The following is a 17,890-nucleotide window of genomic DNA, read 5'->3' on the forward strand; positions in this document are numbered from 1 at the left end:
GAATGTGTCCGCCTCTCCAGACCACGGTGGCGGCGGCGCGACCTTGATGCAGATCAGACAAGGGGAGGTTAGCCGGATTGCGCGATGCGCAGGGCAAAAAGGCCCCGCTGGGCGGGGCCTTGCCGGTGGAGGCCATAGAGAGGGCTTAGCCGCGCGGTCACCTGCGCCGGAGAGACCGCGACATTCTCAGCCGAGCAGGCGGCGCGCGATCACCTGCGCCTGAATCTCGGCGGCACCTTCGAAGATGTTGAGGATGCGGGCATCGCACAGGATGCGGCTGATGCTGTATTCCAGCGCGAAACCATTGCCGCCGTGGATCTGCAGCGCGTTGTCGGCATTGGCCCAGGCGACGCGCGCGCCCAAGAGCTTGGCCATGCCCGCCTCGAGATCGCAGCGGATGCCCTCGTCCTTCTCGCGCGCCGAGAAATAGGTCAGCTGGCGCGCAATCATGATCTCCACCGCCATCATCGCCAGCTTGCCCGAGACGCGCGGGAAGGCGATCAGCGACTTGCCGAATTGCTTGCGCTCTTCGGCGTAGCGCATGCCGACGTCGAGCGCCGATTGCGCCACGCCGATGGCGCGGGCCGCGGTCTGGATGCGGGCACTTTCGAAGGTCTCCATCAGCTGCTTGAAACCCTTGCCTTCTTCGCCGCCCAGCAGGTTCTCGCCCTTCACCTTGAAGCCGTCGAAGCCCAACTCGAATTCCTTCATGCCGCGATAGCCCAGCACCTCGATCTCGCCGCCGGTCATGCCGGGGGTGGGGAAGGGGGTTTCATCGTCGCCCGGCTGCTTCTCGGCGAGGAACATCGACAGGCCCTTGTAGTTGTCGGTGCCGGGGTCGGTGCGGGCCAGCAGGGTCATCACATGGGCGCGGGCGGCGTGGGTGATCCATGTCTTGTTGCCGGTGATCGTGTAATCGCCGCTGTCGTCTTTCACCGCGCGGGTGCGCAGCGAGCCGAGGTCCGAGCCGGTGTTGGGCTCGGTGAAGACGGCGGTGGGCAGCGTCTCGCCGCTGGCGATACGGGGCAGCCATTTGGCCTTTTGTTCTTCGGTGCCACCGGCGATGATCAGTTCGGCGGCGATCTCGGAGCGGGTGCCGAGGGAACCGACGCCGATATAGCCGCGCGAAAGCTCCTCGGAGACCACGCACATCGACGCTTTGGACAGGCCGAAGCCGCCGTATTCCTCGGGGATGGTGAGGCCGAAGACGCCCATCTCGGCCAGCTCCTCGATCACCTCCATGGGAATGTAGTCGTCCTTGAGGTGCCAGTCGTGCGCGTGCGGTTCGACCTTTTCCACCGCGTAGCGGCGGAATTGCTCGCGGATCATCTCCAGCTCGTCGTCGAGGCCGGTGCGACCGACTGTGATCTCGGCAGCGCGCTCTTGCATCAGCGCGACGAGGCGGCTGCGGGCGGCCTGCGTGTTGCCTTGCGCGGCGAGCGTTCCGGCGGCGCCGGTTGTCAGCGGCGCGGCGGCAGTGGCGGGCAGGCCAAGGTCGGTGAGGCGCACCATCTCGCCCTGATTCATCTGGATGCCGCCGGCGATCTGGCTGAGGTATTCGCCGAAGGCGATCTGCAGCAGCAGCTGTTCGACCTCGCCAAAGGTGCCCTCGGCGGCCATCCGTTCGGCCCAGCCGTGCATCTGGCGCAGCGACTCGGCGTAGGTGGCGAGCCACGCGAGACCATGGGCGGCGAATTGGTTGGCCTCGATCAGGCGGCCGGAGACACGGCCATCTTCTTGGGTCACGGCGCGCAGGGTCTCGCGCGCCTGTTCGAAGATCTGCTCCACCGGGGCGAGCGCGGCGCCGGTCAGCCCCAGAAGATCGTCCAGCATCGTGCCCTCTTCCAGCGTGCCACCCTGTCCATCATGCGCCATGAATCATCTCCTCCTGCTGCCAATGAGGGGATAGCGATTTTGCAGTCGCAGCGCAACAAAAATGCTTTGAGAGATCATTTGGGGATTTAATGTTACCCTGAGAAACGGGGCTGTTGCGGCGATGCGCCCGTGATATGAGCCACTTATGGATGCGCTCTTCTCTCTCGTTTCGCCGCAGACCCTTGCCCTGGCCTTCGCTGTCGCAGCACTCGCCGGGGTGGTGAAGGGTATGGTCGGCTTCGCCATGCCGATGATCATGATCTCGGGGCTGGGGTCGGTCGTGGGGCCTGAACTGGCTTTGGCCGGGCTGATACTGCCGACGCTGGCGACCAATGTGCTGCAGGCCTTCGGCGAAGGGCCGCGCGCGGCGTGGGACACGGTGAAGAGCTTCAAGGTCTTCCTGATCGTCGCCTTCGTGATGCTGGCGCTGTCGGCGCAGTTGGTGCGTGTGCTGCCCGCGTCTGTCCTGCTGGCGATGATCGGCGGTCCGGTGGCGGTGTTTTGCCTGATGCAGCTTGCCGGCTGCCGCCCCAACCTGCGCAACGGAAAGACGCCGCGGATCGAGGCCACCGTTGGCGCGGTGGCCGGATTCATCGGCGGCATGTCCGGGGTCTGGGGGCCGCCTTTCGTGGCTTATCTGACGGCGATTGGTACCGAAAAGCGCGATCAGATCCGGGTGCAAGGTGTGGCTTACGGGCTGGGCGCCGTGTCGCTGACGGCGGCGCACACGCTGTCGGGGGTGTTCAACGCGCAGACCGCGCCGTTCTCGGCGGTGCTGCTGGTGCCGGCCATGGCGGGCATGTGGCTGGGACGCCGCGTGCACGACCGTATCGATCAGGCGATGTTCCGGCGGATCACGCTGATCGTCCTGCTGGTGGCGGCGCTGAACCTGCTGCGGCGGGCGTTCTTCGGCTGAGAGGCGGTGAGGGGCGGCGCCCCTCTGCCCTGCGGGCATTCAGCCCGACATATATTTTTGCGTATTTTTAAAGAGAAGAAGACCCCGGCTCAGTCGAAGAAAAGCTCGGGGTAGCCGGTGCGCGGGTCGGTGGCGCGGCGGAAATGTACGGGGGCGAGCCCAACGATCACCTCGGCGGTGGTGCGCACGATTGAGCCGTCGAGCAGGTGCCCGCCAAGCATCTGGCCACGCGAGTCGGACACCGCGATATGCAGATGTGGGCCATCCTGAGAGAAGGTGCCCGACAGCGAAACGATCTCGAGCGTGACCGACAGGGTCATCGCGCTGTCCTGACCGGCCGGACGCAGGGCGACCACGGAGAGGCTGCCGACGCAAGCAACGACAAAGCCCGCGTGCTCGCGCTCAGCTTCGAAGGCCTGCTGCAGCGTGGCGCGCAGGTCATCGCCTGGCAGCAGGCGCAGCGCCAGAAAGCGCGTCGCGGCGGCGGGCCACAGGGTTTTGAGATCAGCGGTTTGCGGGGGTTCGGGACTCATGCGCTCAGAGTGCCACAGCGCAGGGCGATCTCCTACGGGGATCGTTTGATCTGTCGCGCTTCGGCGTCAGTTTGCTCGTTCCGCCAGCCATTCGGTCGCCGCGGCGACATCCGCCTGCGCCAGACCGTGTCCCATGGGCAGGGTGCGCGCGTCGAGGCTGGCGCAGGTGCTCTCCAGCCACGCATTGAGCGCAGGGGCGTATTGGCCATAGGGGTCGCTCTGCCCAGCGATGGTCAGCACCTCGTGGCCAGAGAGGTCGGGGGTGGGCGTGTCTTGCAGCACGAGCATGGGGCGCAGCAGAATGGCGCGGCGCAGCAGGTCGGGGTGCAGGGCCAGCAGCGCGGCGGCAAAATTGGCGCCGTTGGAATAGCCCAGCACTGTGAGGTGAGACGCGTCCAAGTCATTGGCGGCGAGGGTGCGTGGCAGGAAGGTGGCGAAGGCCTGCGCCTCGCTGCGGATCTGGTCCTGATCGAAACGGGCCATGTCGAGCCGGCGGAACCAGCGCGGCGCGCCTTCGTCGGTTGCGCGGCCGCGCACCCCCAGCAGAGTGGCGCGCGGCGCCAGCATCTGGCCGAGCGGCAGGAGATCGGTCTCATTGCCGCCGGTGCCGTGCAGCAGCAGAAGCGTGCTGCCATCGGGGGTGTCGGGGCGGTGCAGGACGTGGACGAAGTCGGTGGCGGTCATATGGGTCTTCCGCGATTGGGGAGGGCGCTGTGAGAGGATAGGCGGTGCGGGCGCCGCTGTCGCCCCGCGTGCCTGCGCGCCGCCGCGCGGGGCCTGTTCGGGACTGCAGAGCACAGGGGTGCGCGTGCGGGTGGTTTGCGGGGTGCCTGCGCGCCTGCAGGCTGCTAGGAGAGGGGGATAACAGCAGGAGGGCCGGTCTATCCGGCGTCGCAGAGGCATGTTCGATTTCTCACACCCGTTCTTTCGTCCGCTCTGGCGGCGCGTGGTGATCACCGCGATCTGCTTTGGCTGGGGCGTTCTGGAGATCGCCATCGGCGGGCCGGGTTGGGCAGTGGTCTTTCTCGGGCTCGGCGCGGTCTGCGCCTACAAGCTGCTGCTGGCCTACGAGCCTCCGGCAGACGGAAAATAGCCGGGCCGGGGCTGGCTTTGGGGTGCGGGTTTCGGCGCTCTATCGGGGCGGCGCGACGGAAGCCGGATTTCCCAAGATATCCGGTTGACCCTGCCCGCAGAACCTTCTAGAGAGCGCAACACAGTAGGGGTATAGCTCAGCTGGTAGAGCGACGGTCTCCAAAACCGTAGGTCGCGGGTTCGAACCCTGCTGCCCCTGCCACGCACCACCGCCACCGCGCGTCGTTGGTGCAAATCATTTCCAGATAGATCGATCTGACACGCAGTGAGGCGCCGCTGCTCTGCGTTTGCTGTGCGGCGTTTGCGCGGCACATTGGCCCGGGCGGGGCGGGTCTGGTTTTTGCCGTCGCAACCTCAGCGGGAAAAACATGTTTCTGTGTCGGCTGAAACTGTCTTAGGGTCAGGCAAGGACATTTTTCGATTAAGCCCGCCGATGATTTGATTGCCGAGATTTCGATGTGATTGTGCGCAGCACAGAGTCCCATGGGCCAGACAGCTTGCCTCTCCGCCGTGACACGCGCGTCGGCGCGTCTGTGTTTTGCAGGCCCAAGCCCCGGAAATCACGGAAGAGTTCGCGTAGCGTGGGGAACAGGATCGGGTCCTCGCGCGTTGCCTCCCGCGTGTCGTCACATTGGCGATACATCGATTCGCCATAAGGCGGGCGAACAGTGAAGGAACATGCCCGGATGCCGACCTATTCCGCAGGCACAGATGCCCGCACCCCGTACCGCAGCCTGTTCATCTCTGACCTGCACCTCGGAGCGCGCGCCTGCCGGGCAGAGCCGATCCTCGCGTTTCTGCGCGGCGTCGAGGCTGAGACCATCTACCTTGTCGGCGACATTTTCGACCTCTGGCACGGCGGGCGGCTGCACTGGACGGCGGCGCATGACGAGATCATGTCGGAACTGCGGGCGCGGGCGAAGGCCGGCACGCGGGTGGTGTATCTGCCGGGCAATCATGACGCCACGATGCGCGCGCCGGGGTCGGTGATCGAGGGCTGGGAGCTGCGCGAGGCGGTGATCCACCATTCGGTGGATGGACGGCGGTTTCTTGTTCTGCATGGCGACCAATGTGATCCGCGTATCCTGCGGTGGCACTTCATGACGCGGCTTGGCAGCCGGATCGACGCCTCGCTGCGCCAGCTCGACGCCTACCTGCGACGCCGCGCAGGGCTGACCGAATGGGAGCAGAGCTTTGTCGACCGGGTCTTTGGCTGGGCCAACGGGATGCTGGCCATGGGGGACGGGTTCGAGCGCAAACTCACCCGGCTGGCCGAGGCGGCGGGCGCACGGGGGGTGATCTGCGGCCATTCGCACAAGCCCGGCGTGCGGCTGCGCAGCGGCATCACCTACGCCAACTGCGGCGATTGGGTCGACAGTCTGACCGCGCTGGTCGAGGATTTCGACGGGCGGCTACGGCTGGTCAACTACGAGCGGGCCCCGATGCCTGCGGCGGCGGCGCGGCCTGTGCCGGTGCGGCCCGGCGAGGCGGCCAAGCCCGAGGGCGGCGCTTTGGCAGAAGGGGCGATGTGATGGGGATGGTTCTGCTGCTATTGATCTTGCTGCCGCTGGCGATCCACCTGCTCAGCATCGCGCTGGCGGGCTGGCGCTATGTCTCTCCGGCAGAGGACGCGGCGCCGGGGGCGCGGCCATTCCTGTCGCTGATCCGCCCGGTGTGCGGCGTGGATGCCTTCGACCGCGAGACGCTGGCCTCGTCCTTCGCGCAGGACTATCCGGCCTATGAGGTGATCTTTTGTGCTGCGCGCGAGGAAGACGCCGCCGTTCCGCTGGTGCGGCAACTGATCGCCGACAATCCGCAGGTGCCCGCGAAGCTGCTGATCGGGGATACCCGGCCGACCGGCAACCCAAAGCTCAACAACCTCGTCAAAGGTGTCGCCGCGGCGCGCAGCGACGGGCTGGTGATGACCGACAGCAATCTGCTGCTCGATCGCGATTACCTGTCCCGGCTCGTGGCCACATGGCGCGATGACACCGGGCTGGTCTCTGCGCCGCCGGCGGGCAGCCGACCGGGGAATTTCTGGGGCGCGGTGGAGTGCGCTTTTCTCAACAGCTCGCAAGGCCGCTGGCAACTGGCGGCGGACAGCCTTGGTCTGGGCTTCGCGCAGGGCAAGACACTGTTCTGGAAGCGGCAGGTGCTGGAGGCGGGCGGCGGGCTCGAGGCGCTGGGGCGCAACCTTGCTGAAGACGTGGCCTCGACCAAGCTGGTGCGGGCGCAGGGGCTGAAGGTGCGACTGGCGCGGCGGCTTTTCTCGCAGCCCATCGGCAGCCGGGCGGCGCGCACGGTCTGGGACCGGCAACTGCGCTGGTCGCGGGTGCGGCGCGATGGCTTCCCGGGGGTGTTCATTGGCGAGATCGCGCAGGGGCCGCTGCTGCCGCTGCTCGGGCTGGCCGGGTTGATGCTGATCGGAGCGGCGCCGCTGTGGGCGCTGCCGCTCCTTTTGATCGTGTGGTACGGTGCGGAATGGGCCCTGTGCAAACTGGCGGGCTGGCCTGCTGGCGGGCGGGATGTTGCGGCCATGGTGGTGCGCGACCTCTTGCTTCCGGCAATCTGGGTGGCCACATGGGCCGGGCGCGGGATATCCTGGCGCGGAACGGACATGGCGCCCGGCGGCACATCCTCCTCGGCTGCGGGGCCTGCGGAGTAAGACCTTGATCGGACTGGAAACGGTAACCGCCCTCATCGCCAAGGAGGGGCTGGCGATCCTCGCCCCCATCGCCATGCTCGAAGGGCCGATCGTCACGGTGATCGCCGCGTGGCTGGCCAGCCGCGGTCTGCTCGACATCTGGAGCGTGACGCTGGTGGTGATCGTCGCCGACGTGGTTGGCGACGTGCTCTACTACGGCATCGGGCGCTGGGGGCTGACCCGGCTGCCGCAGCGCTGGCTGATGAAGATGGGGCTGAACCGGGCGCGTCTGGCGGCGCTGGCGGGGCATTTCCACCACAAGGGCGGGCGCACGCTGGTGATCGGCAAGATCACCCATAGCGCCGGGGCGCCGATCCTCGTGGCCGCGGGCATGGCGGGCATGTCGCTGTGGCGCTTTTTCTGGGTGAACACGCTGGCGACCATTCCCAAGAGCCTGTTCTTCGTCGCACTCGGCTACACGCTGGGGTCGGCCTACAGCCAGATCGACAACTGGATCGCCCGCGCCTCGCTGGTGCTGCTGGGCGGGCTGGTTCTGTTCGCGGTGGGCTGGGGGCTGCGCCGTGGCTTGAAGGTGGGAGCGAAGAAATGACCGAGATCGCGCTGAGCTGCATCATCCCTGCCTACAATGAGGCCCCGCGCATCGGCGGCGTGCTGCAAGCGGTGCTGGACCATCCGCTGATCGGCGAGGTGGTGGTCGTGGACGACGGCTCGGCCGATGGCACCGCCGAGGCGGCCGAGACCGCCGGGCAGGGGCGTGACAAGTTGCGGGTGCTGCGCCAGCCGCGCAACGGCGGCAAGACGCGCGCTGTCGCCCGTGGCATCACCGAGGCGCGCGGGGAGCATGTGCTTTTGCTCGACAGTGACCTTCTGGGGCTTGGCCCGGAGCATCTCTCGGCGCTGGCTTCGCCGGTGCTTCAGGGTCAGGCGGGCGCCGCGATCAGCCTGCGCCGCAACGCGCCACTGCTGTGGCGGATGATCGGCATCGACTATATCTCGGGCGAGCGGGTGATGCCGCGTGCGGTTCTGGCCTCGCAGATAGCGGCGCTGGAGACGCTGCCGCGCTTCGGGCTGGAGGTGTTCATGAACCGGCTGTGGATCGAGGCGGGGCTGAGCGTCGCGGTGGTGCGCTGGCCCGAAGTGGAAAGCCCCTACAAGCACGACAAGCGCGGCGGCTGGATTGCCGGGGTGCGCGCCGACGCCGCGATGCTGGGCGATATCTTCCGCACCGTGCCGCCGACCGAGACGTTGCGGCAGGTGCTGGCGCTGCGCGCACGGCGGGTCTGAGACAGCTCTTGAACGTGCCGCCAAGGCGGCCCAAGACTGCGCCGATGATCGATGCCTTCCTGCTTCCCCTGCAGCGCCGCCTGCTGCATCCCGTCGCCCGTAAGCTGCACGCCGCGGGCGTGAAGGCTGATTGGATCACGCTGGCGGGCTTCGGCTTGGGGCTCGGGGGTGTGGCGGCAGCGGCGCTTGGCTCACCCGGGGTGGCGCTGGCGGGGCTGGCGGCCAACCGGCTGGCCGACGGGCTGGATGGAGAGGTCGCGCGGATGGCTGGGCCGAGCGATCGGGGGGCGTTTCTTGATATCGCGCTCGATTTCCTGTTTTACGCGCTGTTTCCGCTGGGCTTTGCTCTGGCGAACCCCGAGGCCAACGCGCTGGCAGCGGCCTTGGTGATCGCCAGCTTCATCGGCACGGGATCGTCTTTTCTTGCCTTCTCGCTGATCGCCGAACGGCGCGGCATGACGGCGGCGGAGTATCCTTCGAAGGGCATCTACTACTTAGGTGGGCTGACCGAAGGGGCAGAGACCATCCTGTTTCTGGCCGCCATCTGCGTCTGGCCCGGCGCCTTCGCGCCGCTGGCCTGTGTCTTCGCCGCGGCCTGCGCGATCACCACCGCGACGCGGATATTGGCGGGCTGGCGGCTGTTCCGCTGATCTGGCGGGTTTCTGCGCAGGGGGCATGATGGGGGGAACTGCAGCGGGCCTGTCAGGGTTAGGTCTGTGAGCCCCGGAGGGGCAATGGACCAGATCCCGGAGGAAGACATGTCCTTTGCAAACATCATTCGCCGCGCCGCCAAGAGTTATGCGTCTGGCGGACACCGCAGCAACCGCCCGATCCGCCGCCGCCCGGTGAAGCGCGGGCACAGCCAGAAGCTGCGGCTTGCCGAGCGGGCACTGCGCGAGGTCAATCGCCGCTTCTGAACGGTGGGCGACACCACGCGAGAGCAGATACGAAAAGGGGCGGTCCCGACCGGGCCGCCCCTTTCCTGTGCGGGGGAGGTCCCCCTGCGAAATCCGGTGCTCAGGCGAGCTGGATGTTCACGGCGCTTTCACGGCCGTCACGACCGGCCTGAAGGTCGTAGGTGACCTTCTGGTTGTCGGCGAGGCCGGTGAGGCCCGAACGCTCGACTGCGGAGATGTGCACGAACACGTCCTTGGAGCCGCCATCAGGTGCGATGAAGCCGTAGCCTTTGGTGGTGTTGAACCACTTCACGGTGCCAGTTGCCATGGGATAAACCCCTTTCCTGTCTTGTGCTGCCCACGGAACTGCGGCAGCCCGGCGTAGAAACGTCTGTATCGATAGACTGCGTGCCGGGTCGGAACTGGGTCGTCGAATAGAAGCCTAAGCGACCTCGAGGTTGGCATGAGAAAACCCTCATTTCAAGGGGATTCGCGGGCTTTGGAATGGGGGCAAGGGCGTGGCCGGGCACGACAATCGTGGCCAGCCCGTCGGTGCTTTGCGCCGCGCGGCGGCCTCCTTGGACCCGCTATCGCCGCGCACAGGCGGTGGGGCTTGCGGCCCGGCTGCCCTTGCGGCACCTCTAGGCGAAACAGGGAGACCGTCGATGCAGCAACTCTTGATCGGGATCGCCATGGGGCTTGGCGGCACCGTGGCCATGGACCTCTGGGCGCTGTGCCTGCACCTCGTGCTGGGCTACCCGCGCCCGGCGTGGGGCAACCCGGGCCGCTGGGTGGCGCATGTGGCGCGCGGCAAGGTGTTTCATGATGACATCACTGCCGCCGCGCCGGTGCCGGGCGAAGCCGCCATCGGCTGGACCTTCCACTATGCCGTCGGCGCCATCTACGGCGCGATCTTCGTGCTGCTCGCCGGGACGGACTGGTTGGCGGCCCCGACATGGGCGCCGCTTTGGGCCTTTGCGCTGGTCACAATCGCCGCAGGCTGGTTCCTGCTGCAGCCCGGTATGGGGCTGGGATGGGCCCTGTCGAAAACGCCCACCCCTTGGAAGGGGCGGGCGCTGGGTCTGATCGCCCATACCGTGTTCGGTCTGGGGATGTATGTGGTGGCGCTGGTCGCCACCTGAGCGTCAGATCATCGCCCAATCGGTAAAGCGGAACGCGGGTTCTGGCTCGGGTTCCGGTTGCTTCGGCGCCGACTGGCGGGATTTCTGTGCTGACTGCGTGCTCATTCTGAACTCTTGAGGTCTATGCGTGTGTTTGCGCGGAAGGCCGGGCGCTTCGCCGCATCTTCCGCGACGGGCCACGTAATGATCCATGCGCCGGAACGAAAGACCCCGCGCACGGATGTGTACGCGGGGTCATCTTCATTCTCTAAAATGCTGGGCGGACGGTCGCTCAGCGGGCGAATTTCTTGAACTTCACCCGCGTCGGTTCCAGCGCATCGGCACCGAGGCGGCGCTTCTTGTCTTCCTCGTAGTCCTCGAAGTTGCCCTCGAACCACTCCACATGCGCTTCGCCTTCGAAGGCGAGGATGTGCGTACAGATACGGTCGAGGAAGAAACGGTCGTGCGAGATCACCACGGCGCAGCCGGCGAAATCGACAAGCGCGTCTTCGAGGGCGCGGAGGGTTTCCACGTCCAGATCGTTGGTCGGTTCGTCGAGCAGCAGGACGTTGCCGCCCTCTTTCAGCAGGCGCGCCATGTGCACGCGGTTGCGTTCACCCCCCGAGAGCAGGCCAACCTTCTTCTGCTGGTCGCCGCCCTTGAAGTTGAACGCACCGCAATAGGCGCGGCTGTTGATCTGCGCGTCGCCCAGCTGGATGATTTCCGCACCGCCCGAGATCGCTTCCCAGACGTTGGCGTCGGGATCGAGATCGTCGCGCGACTGGTCGACATAGGACAGCTTGACCGTGTCGCCGTAGGTGACGGTGCCCTCGTCGGGCTGTTCCTGACCGGTGAGCATCTTGAACAGCGTCGATTTACCGGCGCCGTTCGGGCCGATCACGCCGACGATGCCGCCCGGCGGCAGCGAGAAGTCGAGGTTTTCGATCAGCAGCTTGTCGCCCATGGCCTTCTTCAGGCCCTCGACCTCGATTACCTTGCCACCAAGGCGCGGGCCGTTGGGGATGACGATCTGGGCGCGGCCGACGCGCTCGCGCTCGGACTGGCCTGCCATTTCTTCATAGGCGGCGATACGGGCCTTCGACTTGGCCTGACGCGCCTTGGCGCCCTGACGCATCCACTCAAGCTCGCGCTCGAGGGTCTTCTGCTTGGCCTTGTCTTCGCGCGCTTCCTGCGCGAGGCGCTTGGCTTTCTGTTCCAGCCAGCTGGAATAGTTGCCCTCGTAAGGGACGCCGCGACCGCGGTCGAGCTCGAGGATCCAGCCGGTGATGTCATCGAGGAAGTAACGGTCGTGCGTGACGCACAGGATTGTGCCCTTGTACTCGATGAGGTGGTTCTGCAGCCAGGCGATGGTCTCGGCGTCGAGGTGGTTGGTCGGTTCGTCGAGCAGCAGCATGTCGGGCGCTTCGAGCAGCAGCTTGCACAGCGCCACGCGGCGCTTCTCACCGCCCGAAAGCGTGGTCACATCCGCCTCGTCCGGCGGGCAGCGCAGCGCTTCCATGGCGACGTCGATCTGGCTGTCGAGATCCCACAGGTTCTGCGAATCGATCTCGTCCTGCAGCTGCGCCATTTCGTCGGCGGTCTCGTCGCTGTAGTTCATCGCCAGTTCGTTGAACCGGTCGAGCTTGGCCTTCTTTTCGGCCACGCCGAGCATGACGTTGCCGCGCACGTCGAGCGAGGCGTCGAGTTCGGGCTCCTGCGGCAGATAGCCGACCTTGGCACCCTCGGCGGCCCAAGCCTCGCCCGAGAAGTCCTTGTCGATGCCCGCCATGATGCGCAGCAGGGTCGATTTACCGGCGCCGTTGACGCCGACGACACCGATTTTAACGCCGGGCAGAAAGCTGAGACGGATGTTCTCGAAGCATTTCTTGCCGCCGGGATAGGTCTTGGAGACGCCGTCCATGTGGTAGACGTACTGATAGCTGGCCATCGGTTCCTCCGGTGAAAAAGCTTTGCGGGCGTGTATGGCACCGAGCGGGGGGAAAGCAAATGCCTTGTTTCCCGCGATCCGGCCCGCTCGGCGGGCTTTGGGCACTGCGGGCGTGAAAAATGCGGTTGATCCCTGTGCGCAATCCGGTGTCTTTGGGCATTCATTCCAAAAGGAAGGGACGCAATGCTCTGGGATGCGCATGAAACCGGCTTTTACTTGCGGGCCGGGCAGAGGATCGGATTGCTCGGCGGCTCGTTCGACCCGCCGCACGATGGGCATGTGCGCATCACGCTGGAGGCGTTGAAGAGGTTCCGGCTCGATCGGGTCATCTGGCTGGTCAGCCCCGGCAACCCGCTCAAGCCGCAGGGTCCGGCACCGCTGGAGGCGCGGATCGCGGCGGCCCGCGCGTTGATCCAGCATCCGCGTGTCATGGTCAGCGGGTTTGAGGCGCTGGCCGGCACAAGGCACACGGCCCGCACGCTGGCGCTGCTGCAAGCGCGGCATCCGGGGGTGCGCTTTACTTGGCTGATGGGCGCCGACAATCTGGCGCAGCTGCACCGCTGGGAAGACTGGCGCGGCATCATGCGGCGGGTGCCTGTCGGGGTGCTGGCACGCCCGGGAAGTCGGCTTGCCGCGCGCGAGTCGGTGGCGGCCACGGTGTTCCGCCATGCCCGTCTGCCGAGCCGGGCTGCGGCGGTGCTGCCACTTGCCTCTCCGCCGCGCTGGTGTTTCGTGAATTTGCCGATGTCCAACCTCAGTTCAACCGCGATCCGTGCGCGGGCGCGCGCCGAACCGGCGCAAATGTGAAGTATTCACGCGCGCAGGACGCTTGCTGCGCCGCGCGCGCTTCGGTTAGATCGACGGCATGAACCGCGGTCCTTCACGTCGTCACTTTCTGTCTTTCCTTGCGGCAACCGGCGTTTCCGCCGCGGCGGCTCCGGCATTTGCCGGCGCGGTCGAACGGTCTCTGCGGCCCGTGGGGCGCGGCGACAATGTTGCTCTGCGCACGCTCGACACGCCCGAGCAGCTGATCGCCAAGGCCAATCTTGGCGAGGGGCTGGTCGGCTACGCGGTGCTGAGCGCCGCCACGGGCAAGCTGCTGGAAAGCCATCAGGGCACGCTGGGCTTGCCGCCCGCGAGCGTGGCGAAATCGCTGACCGCCTCCTATGCGCTGGATACGCTGGGGCCCGACTACCGTTTCGCCACCGAGCTTTGGACCACCGGCGCGATCGTCGGCGGCGAAGTGAAGGGCGATCTGGTGCTGGTCGGCGGCGGCGATCCGACGCTGGACACCGACGGTCTGGCCGAAATGGCGCGCAGCCTTGCCGAGATCGGCATCAAGAAGGTGAGCGGGCGTTTCATCGTCGATGGCGGGGCGCTCCCCAACGAGCCGCAAATCGACACCGAGCAGCCGGTTCATGTGAGCTACAATCCGGCGGTTTCGGGGATCAGCCTTAACTACAACCGGGTGAGTTTCGAATGGGAGCGGGCCGGCAACGGCTATGACGTCAGCATGGACGCGCCTTCGTTCTCCGGGCGGAAATCGGTACGCATGGCGCATATGGAGGTCTCGGACCGCAATGGTCCGATCTACACCTACGCCGATCAGAACGGCCGCGACGAGTGGAGCGTGGCCGGGCATGCGCTTGGCAATGGCGGCTCGCGCTGGCTGCCGGTGCGCAAGCCCGAGCTTTACGCCGGTGAGGTGTTTCAGGCGCTGGCCGGCGCGCAGGGGCTGCAACTGCCCGAGCCGGTGATCGAACATGGTGTCGAGACGCTGGACCTGGTGGCGCGCCGCGAGAGCGAGCCGCTGCATGTGATCCTCAAGGAGATGCTGAAGTACTCCACCAACCTCACCGCCGAACTAGTCGGCATGACCGCCACGCGCAAGCGGCTGGGGCAGGCCGAATCGATCGTGCACTCGGCCGAGGCGATGAATGACTGGGCGCGCGAGGAACTGGGGCTGACCCGTATCGCGATGACCGACCATTCGGGGCTTGGCGGCAGCAGCCGTGTCGCGGCGGCGGATGTGGCCTCTGCGCTGTTGCAGGCCGAACGGCGGCTGGACCTGAAGCCGCTGCTGAAGCCGGTCACCATGCTCGACGGGCGGGGGCGGCCGGTGCAGGACCATCCGCTGAAAGTGCATGCCAAGACCGGCACGCTGAACTTCGTCAGTGGCCTTGGCGGGTTTGTCGACATGCCAAGCGGCGAACAGGTGGTTTTTGCGATCTTCTGCGGCGATGTTCCGCGGCGCGACGCGATCCCGGTGGCCGAGCGCGAGCGCCCGCCGGGCATGCGCTCATGGAACCGTCGGGCCAAAGCGCTGCAGCAGGATCTGATCGAACGTTGGGCCGTGCTCTTCCCCGAAGGCAAGGGTCCCGAGCCGCAGGCGGATGTGGCCAGCGCGGCCCCGGATGTCACGCCGACCACGCAAACCTCATCCGGTACTGTCGCCGCGCCGCAAGGCGCCACGCCCTGAAACGGGTGGACCGGCGCTGCGGGAGTGGGGCCGCATCTCTACTGGCTGCATGATGGTCAGCGCGGCCTCAGAGGGCCAGCACGCCGAGGATCGGCAGCAAGCAAAGCAGCAGGGCGGCGAACAGGGTGAACCGATGACGGGTCACGTGGTGGCGTGACATTGGGCTGTCTTCCTTCGAAATGCAGTGGAAACGGAAAAGACTCGGAAAGAATGAGTGGTGGATTGCGTGCGAAAATGCGCACGCTTTCATCATATTCTAAAATGCGCGTTTCGTCACGCTGCAGCGCGGCGGCGCGACCGAAGTTGGGAAGTTTCCGCCGATCGCGGTGCCCGCGCCTTTGTCCCGCTATCTGCGGGGCGGCAGTGATGCCTCTGATCGCTCAGCCGTGCAGGTGCCGGGCCCGCGCGCCGCGCTCGATGGCGGCGGCGTGAAGCCGGTCTATGTCGAGTTCGTAGCGGATTTCCTCGAGCAGCCGCAGTTCCGCCTCGCGCAGCGTGCCATCGGCAGCGGCGACGTCACAGGCGAGCGCATAGGCGGTCTCGTTCAGGCGCTCGGGCAGGTTGTCGCGCAGAAGCCCGAACAGCGCATCAAGCCCGTCTTCCTGCTCGAACAGGTCGAACACCAATTCGGTAACGACGCGCATCCGGTCGATGTCGTAGTCGCTGAAGATCGGCAGCATGTTGACCGAAGATTCGATCTTCACCAGTTCGGCGGTACGCATGTTCTCATCCGAGGCCGACACTGCGATCATCAGGGCGACCAGACAGTCTTGCGGGGTCATCGGGTGCGGGGCGGCGTCAGACACTGGAATACTCCGGAAAAATCATGCTACCGGCAATTTATTGACCCCGTGCCCCGGCTGCAATAGGACGCGGGCGCACTGCCCCGTGAACGGGGGCGTTTCTTCCCTAAGGAGTGTTTCCTCATGTCCGAACTGCGCGACGCAGCAATGAGCTCGAAGGCTTGGCCCTTTGAAGAGGCGCGCCGGGTGCTGAAACGCTACGAGAAGACGCCGCCCGAAAAGGGCTACGTGCTGTTCGAGACCGGCTACGGCCCGTCCGGCTTGCCGCATATCGGCACCTTCGGCGAAGTTGCGCGCACCACGATGATCCGCCGCGCCTTTGAGTTGATCTCGGACATCCCGACCCGTCTGATCTGCTTTTCGGACGACATGGACGGCATGCGCAAAGTGCCGGAGAACGTGCCGAACCAGGCGCTGCTGCAGGCGAACCTGCAGCGCCCGCTGACCTCGGTCCCGGACCCGTTCGAGGAATACGAGAGCTTCGGCCACCACAACAACGCCATGCTGCGCCGGTTCCTCGACACCTTCGGGTTCGAGTACGAGTTCTATTCGGCCACCGACTTCTACAAGTCCGGCAAGTTCGACGAGATCCTGCTGCGCTGCTGCGAGAAATACGATGATCTGATGAAGATCATGCTCAAATCGCTGCGCGAGGAGCGCGCCTCGACCTACTCGATCTTCCTGCCGGTGCACCCCGAGTCCGGCCGCGTGCTCTACGTGCCGGTCAAGCACGTCGATGCTGCCGAGGGCACGATCACCTTCGACGATGACGACGGCAAGGAATGGACCATCCCGGTCACCGGCGGCAACGTAAAGCTGCAGTGGAAGCCCGACTTCGGTGCTCGCTGGGCCGCGCTCGGCGTCGACTTCGAGATGTACGGCAAGGACCACTCGACCAACACGCCGATCTACGATGGCATCTGCCGCACGCTCGGCGTGCGCGCGCCCGAGCACTTCACCTACGAGCTTTTCCTCGACGAGAACGGCGAGAAGATCTCGAAATCCAAGGGCAACGGCCTGTCGATCGACGAGTGGCTGACCTACGCCTCGTCGGAATCGCTGTCGTACTTCATGTACCAAAAGCCCAAGACCGCGAAGCGGCTCTGGTGGGACGTGATTCCCAAGGCGATGGACGAGTACCACCAGCAGCTGCGCGCCTATCCGACACAGGACGCCAAGGCGCAACTGAACAACCCGGTGTGGCACATCCATGGCGGCGACGTGCCCGAATCGAAGATGGTTGTGCCGTTCTCGATGCTGCTGAACCTCGCTTCGGCCGCCGGTGCCGAGGACAAGGAAGCGATGTGGGGCTTCATCCGCCGTTATGCGCCCGATGCCGCGCCGAAGACCCATCCGGATCTCGACGCCGCTGCCGGTTACGCGGTGCGCTACTACAACGATTTCGTCAAACCGACGAAGCAGTTCCGCGCGCCCAGCGATCAGGAGCGGGCGGCGATGGAAGACCTTGCCGCCCAGCTCGAAGGCTACGACGGAGCGGTCGAGGACGAGGCGCTGCAGACCATGGTCTTCTCGGTCGGCAAGGCGCATGAGTTCGAGAACCTGCGCGAGTGGTTCAAGGCGCTCTACGAAGTGCTGCTGGGCCAGAGCCAAGGGCCGCGCTTTGGCGGCTTCATCGCGCTCTACGGCGTCGATGAGACCGCGGCGCTGATCCGCAAGGGGCTGGCGGGCGAGCTGGGCTGAGCCCTGCGCAATTGACCGAAGCCAAGGAAAAGCTACCTCCCTGAGCATTCAGGGAGGTTTTTTCATGCGCAGTCTTCTTGCTTCACTGCTCCTGTTCGGCGTGATGAGCGCCCCGGTCGCGGCGCAGGAGGCCGAGATTACCGGCACCATCCGCAGCCAGATGGACGCTTTTCTGGCCGAGGACGCCGAGACCGCCTTTGGTTACGCCAGCCCCGGAATTCAGGGGCTTTTCGGCACGCCCGAGAATTTCTCGCGCATGGTCCGCGAAGGCTACCCGATGGTCTGGCAGCCCGGTCAGGTGCGGTTCGGTAGCCTTGTCGAACAGGGCAACTATCTGGCGCAGAACGTTTATGTCACCGATGAGGCCGGCCGGGCGCACGCGCTGGAATACCTGATGGAGCAGGTGGACGGGCGCTGGCGGATCGCCGGGGTGCGCCTGCTGGAACTGCCCGAGGCGGCGGTCTGACTGCCGCCTGCGTTGCGCGGCAGTCCGGGGCTGCGCGCGCTGTCACCGGATGTCTTTAACGCTCTGTCTTTAGCTCTTTCGCTCGTGGGGTCGGCACGGCCCGCGCGGGAT

At 66.0% G+C, this 17,890-nt stretch carries 19 protein-coding genes and 1 tRNA gene; 14 read left to right on the plus strand and 6 right to left on the minus strand.

What is annotated here, in order from left to right:
* Window positions 1–186: 186 nt before the first annotated feature.
* The gene (locus ACXAJT_RS07840; protein ID WP_475234375.1) at window positions 187–1,875 is read right to left on the minus strand and encodes an acyl-CoA dehydrogenase family protein; all 1,689 of its coding nucleotides are present in this window, start codon (window positions 1,873–1,875) and stop codon (window positions 187–189) included.
* Window positions 1,876–2,020: 145 nt separating this feature from the next.
* Between ACXAJT_RS07840 and ACXAJT_RS07845 the strand changes: the two genes are divergently transcribed.
* Window positions 2,021–2,791 carry a sulfite exporter TauE/SafE family protein gene (locus ACXAJT_RS07845; RefSeq protein ID WP_475234376.1) on the plus strand — a complete coding sequence of 257 codons (771 nt, stop codon included), beginning with the start codon at window positions 2,021–2,023 and terminating at the stop codon, window positions 2,789–2,791.
* Window positions 2,792–2,880: 89 nt separating this feature from the next.
* Here ACXAJT_RS07845 and ACXAJT_RS07850 read toward each other — a convergent pair whose 3' ends face one another.
* Complete coding sequence (locus tag ACXAJT_RS07850) at window positions 2,881–3,324, minus strand: PPC domain-containing DNA-binding protein (RefSeq protein ID WP_475234377.1); 444 nt, start codon at window positions 3,322–3,324, stop codon at window positions 2,881–2,883.
* Window positions 3,325–3,390: 66 nt separating this feature from the next.
* Complete coding sequence (locus ACXAJT_RS07855; protein WP_475234378.1) at window positions 3,391–4,008, minus strand: alpha/beta hydrolase; 618 nt, start codon at window positions 4,006–4,008, stop codon at window positions 3,391–3,393.
* Between the two features lie 217 nt (window positions 4,009–4,225).
* Here ACXAJT_RS07855 and ACXAJT_RS07860 point away from each other — a divergent pair, with 217 nt between their 5' ends.
* From ACXAJT_RS07860 to ACXAJT_RS07895, 8 genes are all read left to right on the plus strand, one after another.
* Window positions 4,226–4,417 (plus strand): hypothetical protein, encoded by a 192-nt coding sequence (locus ACXAJT_RS07860; RefSeq protein ID WP_475234379.1) that lies wholly within the window; start codon window positions 4,226–4,228, stop codon window positions 4,415–4,417.
* 125 nt (window positions 4,418–4,542) lie between these two features.
* Window positions 4,543–4,618 (plus strand) — tRNA-Trp (locus tag ACXAJT_RS07865).
* 484 nt (window positions 4,619–5,102) lie between these two features.
* A complete protein-coding gene (locus ACXAJT_RS07870) occupies window positions 5,103–5,948 on the plus strand; it encodes a UDP-2,3-diacylglucosamine diphosphatase (RefSeq protein ID WP_475234380.1) in 846 nt (281 codons plus the stop codon).
* The gene (locus ACXAJT_RS07875) at window positions 5,948–7,081 is read left to right on the plus strand and encodes a ceramide glucosyltransferase (RefSeq protein WP_475234381.1); all 1,134 of its coding nucleotides are present in this window, start codon (window positions 5,948–5,950) and stop codon (window positions 7,079–7,081) included. Before ACXAJT_RS07870 ends, ACXAJT_RS07875 begins: the two co-directional genes overlap by 1 nt.
* 4 nt (window positions 7,082–7,085) lie before the next feature.
* Window positions 7,086–7,670 (plus strand): DedA family protein, encoded by a 585-nt coding sequence (locus ACXAJT_RS07880; RefSeq protein WP_475234382.1) that lies wholly within the window; start codon window positions 7,086–7,088, stop codon window positions 7,668–7,670.
* The gene (locus tag ACXAJT_RS07885; protein ID WP_475234383.1) at window positions 7,667–8,365 is read left to right on the plus strand and encodes a glycosyltransferase family 2 protein; all 699 of its coding nucleotides are present in this window, start codon (window positions 7,667–7,669) and stop codon (window positions 8,363–8,365) included. The genes ACXAJT_RS07880 and ACXAJT_RS07885 overlap by 4 nt, the downstream gene beginning before the upstream one ends.
* 44 nt (window positions 8,366–8,409) lie before the next feature.
* Window positions 8,410–9,015, plus strand: coding sequence for a CDP-alcohol phosphatidyltransferase family protein (locus ACXAJT_RS07890; RefSeq protein ID WP_475234385.1), 606 nt, complete (start codon window positions 8,410–8,412; stop codon window positions 9,013–9,015).
* Between the two features lie 84 nt (window positions 9,016–9,099).
* Entirely contained in the window at window positions 9,100–9,282 is a 183-nt protein-coding gene (locus ACXAJT_RS07895) for a hypothetical protein (RefSeq protein ID WP_475234386.1), read from the plus strand.
* 100 nt (window positions 9,283–9,382) lie between these two features.
* On the opposite strand, the gene ACXAJT_RS07900 is transcribed toward ACXAJT_RS07895, so the two are convergent.
* The gene (locus ACXAJT_RS07900; protein ID WP_475234387.1) at window positions 9,383–9,589 is read right to left on the minus strand and encodes a cold-shock protein; all 207 of its coding nucleotides are present in this window, start codon (window positions 9,587–9,589) and stop codon (window positions 9,383–9,385) included.
* A 337-nt stretch (window positions 9,590–9,926) separates the two neighbouring features.
* Here ACXAJT_RS07900 and ACXAJT_RS07905 point away from each other — a divergent pair, with 337 nt between their 5' ends.
* Window positions 9,927–10,403: a DUF2938 domain-containing protein gene (locus tag ACXAJT_RS07905; protein WP_475234388.1), complete on the plus strand. Its 477-nt coding sequence runs from the start codon at window positions 9,927–9,929 to the stop codon at window positions 10,401–10,403.
* Window positions 10,404–10,674: 271 nt separating this feature from the next.
* On the opposite strand, the gene ettA is transcribed toward ACXAJT_RS07905, so the two are convergent.
* Window positions 10,675–12,330: an energy-dependent translational throttle protein EttA gene (gene ettA / locus ACXAJT_RS07910; RefSeq protein WP_066104557.1), complete on the minus strand. Its 1,656-nt coding sequence runs from the start codon at window positions 12,328–12,330 to the stop codon at window positions 10,675–10,677.
* A 183-nt stretch (window positions 12,331–12,513) separates the two neighbouring features.
* Here ettA and ACXAJT_RS07915 point away from each other — a divergent pair, with 183 nt between their 5' ends.
* Window positions 12,514–13,137: a nicotinate-nucleotide adenylyltransferase gene (locus ACXAJT_RS07915; protein ID WP_475234389.1), complete on the plus strand. Its 624-nt coding sequence runs from the start codon at window positions 12,514–12,516 to the stop codon at window positions 13,135–13,137.
* Window positions 13,138–13,195: 58 nt separating this feature from the next.
* The gene (dacB, locus tag ACXAJT_RS07920) at window positions 13,196–14,809 is read left to right on the plus strand and encodes a D-alanyl-D-alanine carboxypeptidase/D-alanyl-D-alanine endopeptidase (protein ID WP_475234390.1); all 1,614 of its coding nucleotides are present in this window, start codon (window positions 13,196–13,198) and stop codon (window positions 14,807–14,809) included.
* Window positions 14,810–15,189: 380 nt separating this feature from the next.
* Here dacB and ACXAJT_RS07925 read toward each other — a convergent pair whose 3' ends face one another.
* A complete protein-coding gene (locus ACXAJT_RS07925) occupies window positions 15,190–15,615 on the minus strand; it encodes a tellurite resistance TerB family protein (RefSeq protein ID WP_475234391.1) in 426 nt (141 codons plus the stop codon).
* A gap of 120 nt (window positions 15,616–15,735) precedes the next feature.
* On the opposite strand from ACXAJT_RS07925, the gene ACXAJT_RS07930 reads away from it, so the two are divergent.
* Together ACXAJT_RS07930 and ACXAJT_RS07935 are read left to right on the plus strand one after the other, a co-directional pair.
* Window positions 15,736–17,313 carry a lysine--tRNA ligase gene (locus tag ACXAJT_RS07930; RefSeq protein ID WP_475234392.1) on the plus strand — a complete coding sequence of 526 codons (1,578 nt, stop codon included), beginning with the start codon at window positions 15,736–15,738 and terminating at the stop codon, window positions 17,311–17,313.
* 64 nt (window positions 17,314–17,377) lie between these two features.
* Window positions 17,378–17,779, plus strand: a complete 402-nt coding sequence (locus tag ACXAJT_RS07935) for a DUF4864 domain-containing protein (protein ID WP_475234393.1) — start codon at window positions 17,378–17,380, stop codon at window positions 17,777–17,779.
* Window positions 17,780–17,890: the final 111 nt, after the last annotated feature.

The organism is Salipiger sp. ABF4_146 (genome assembly GCF_056161345.1).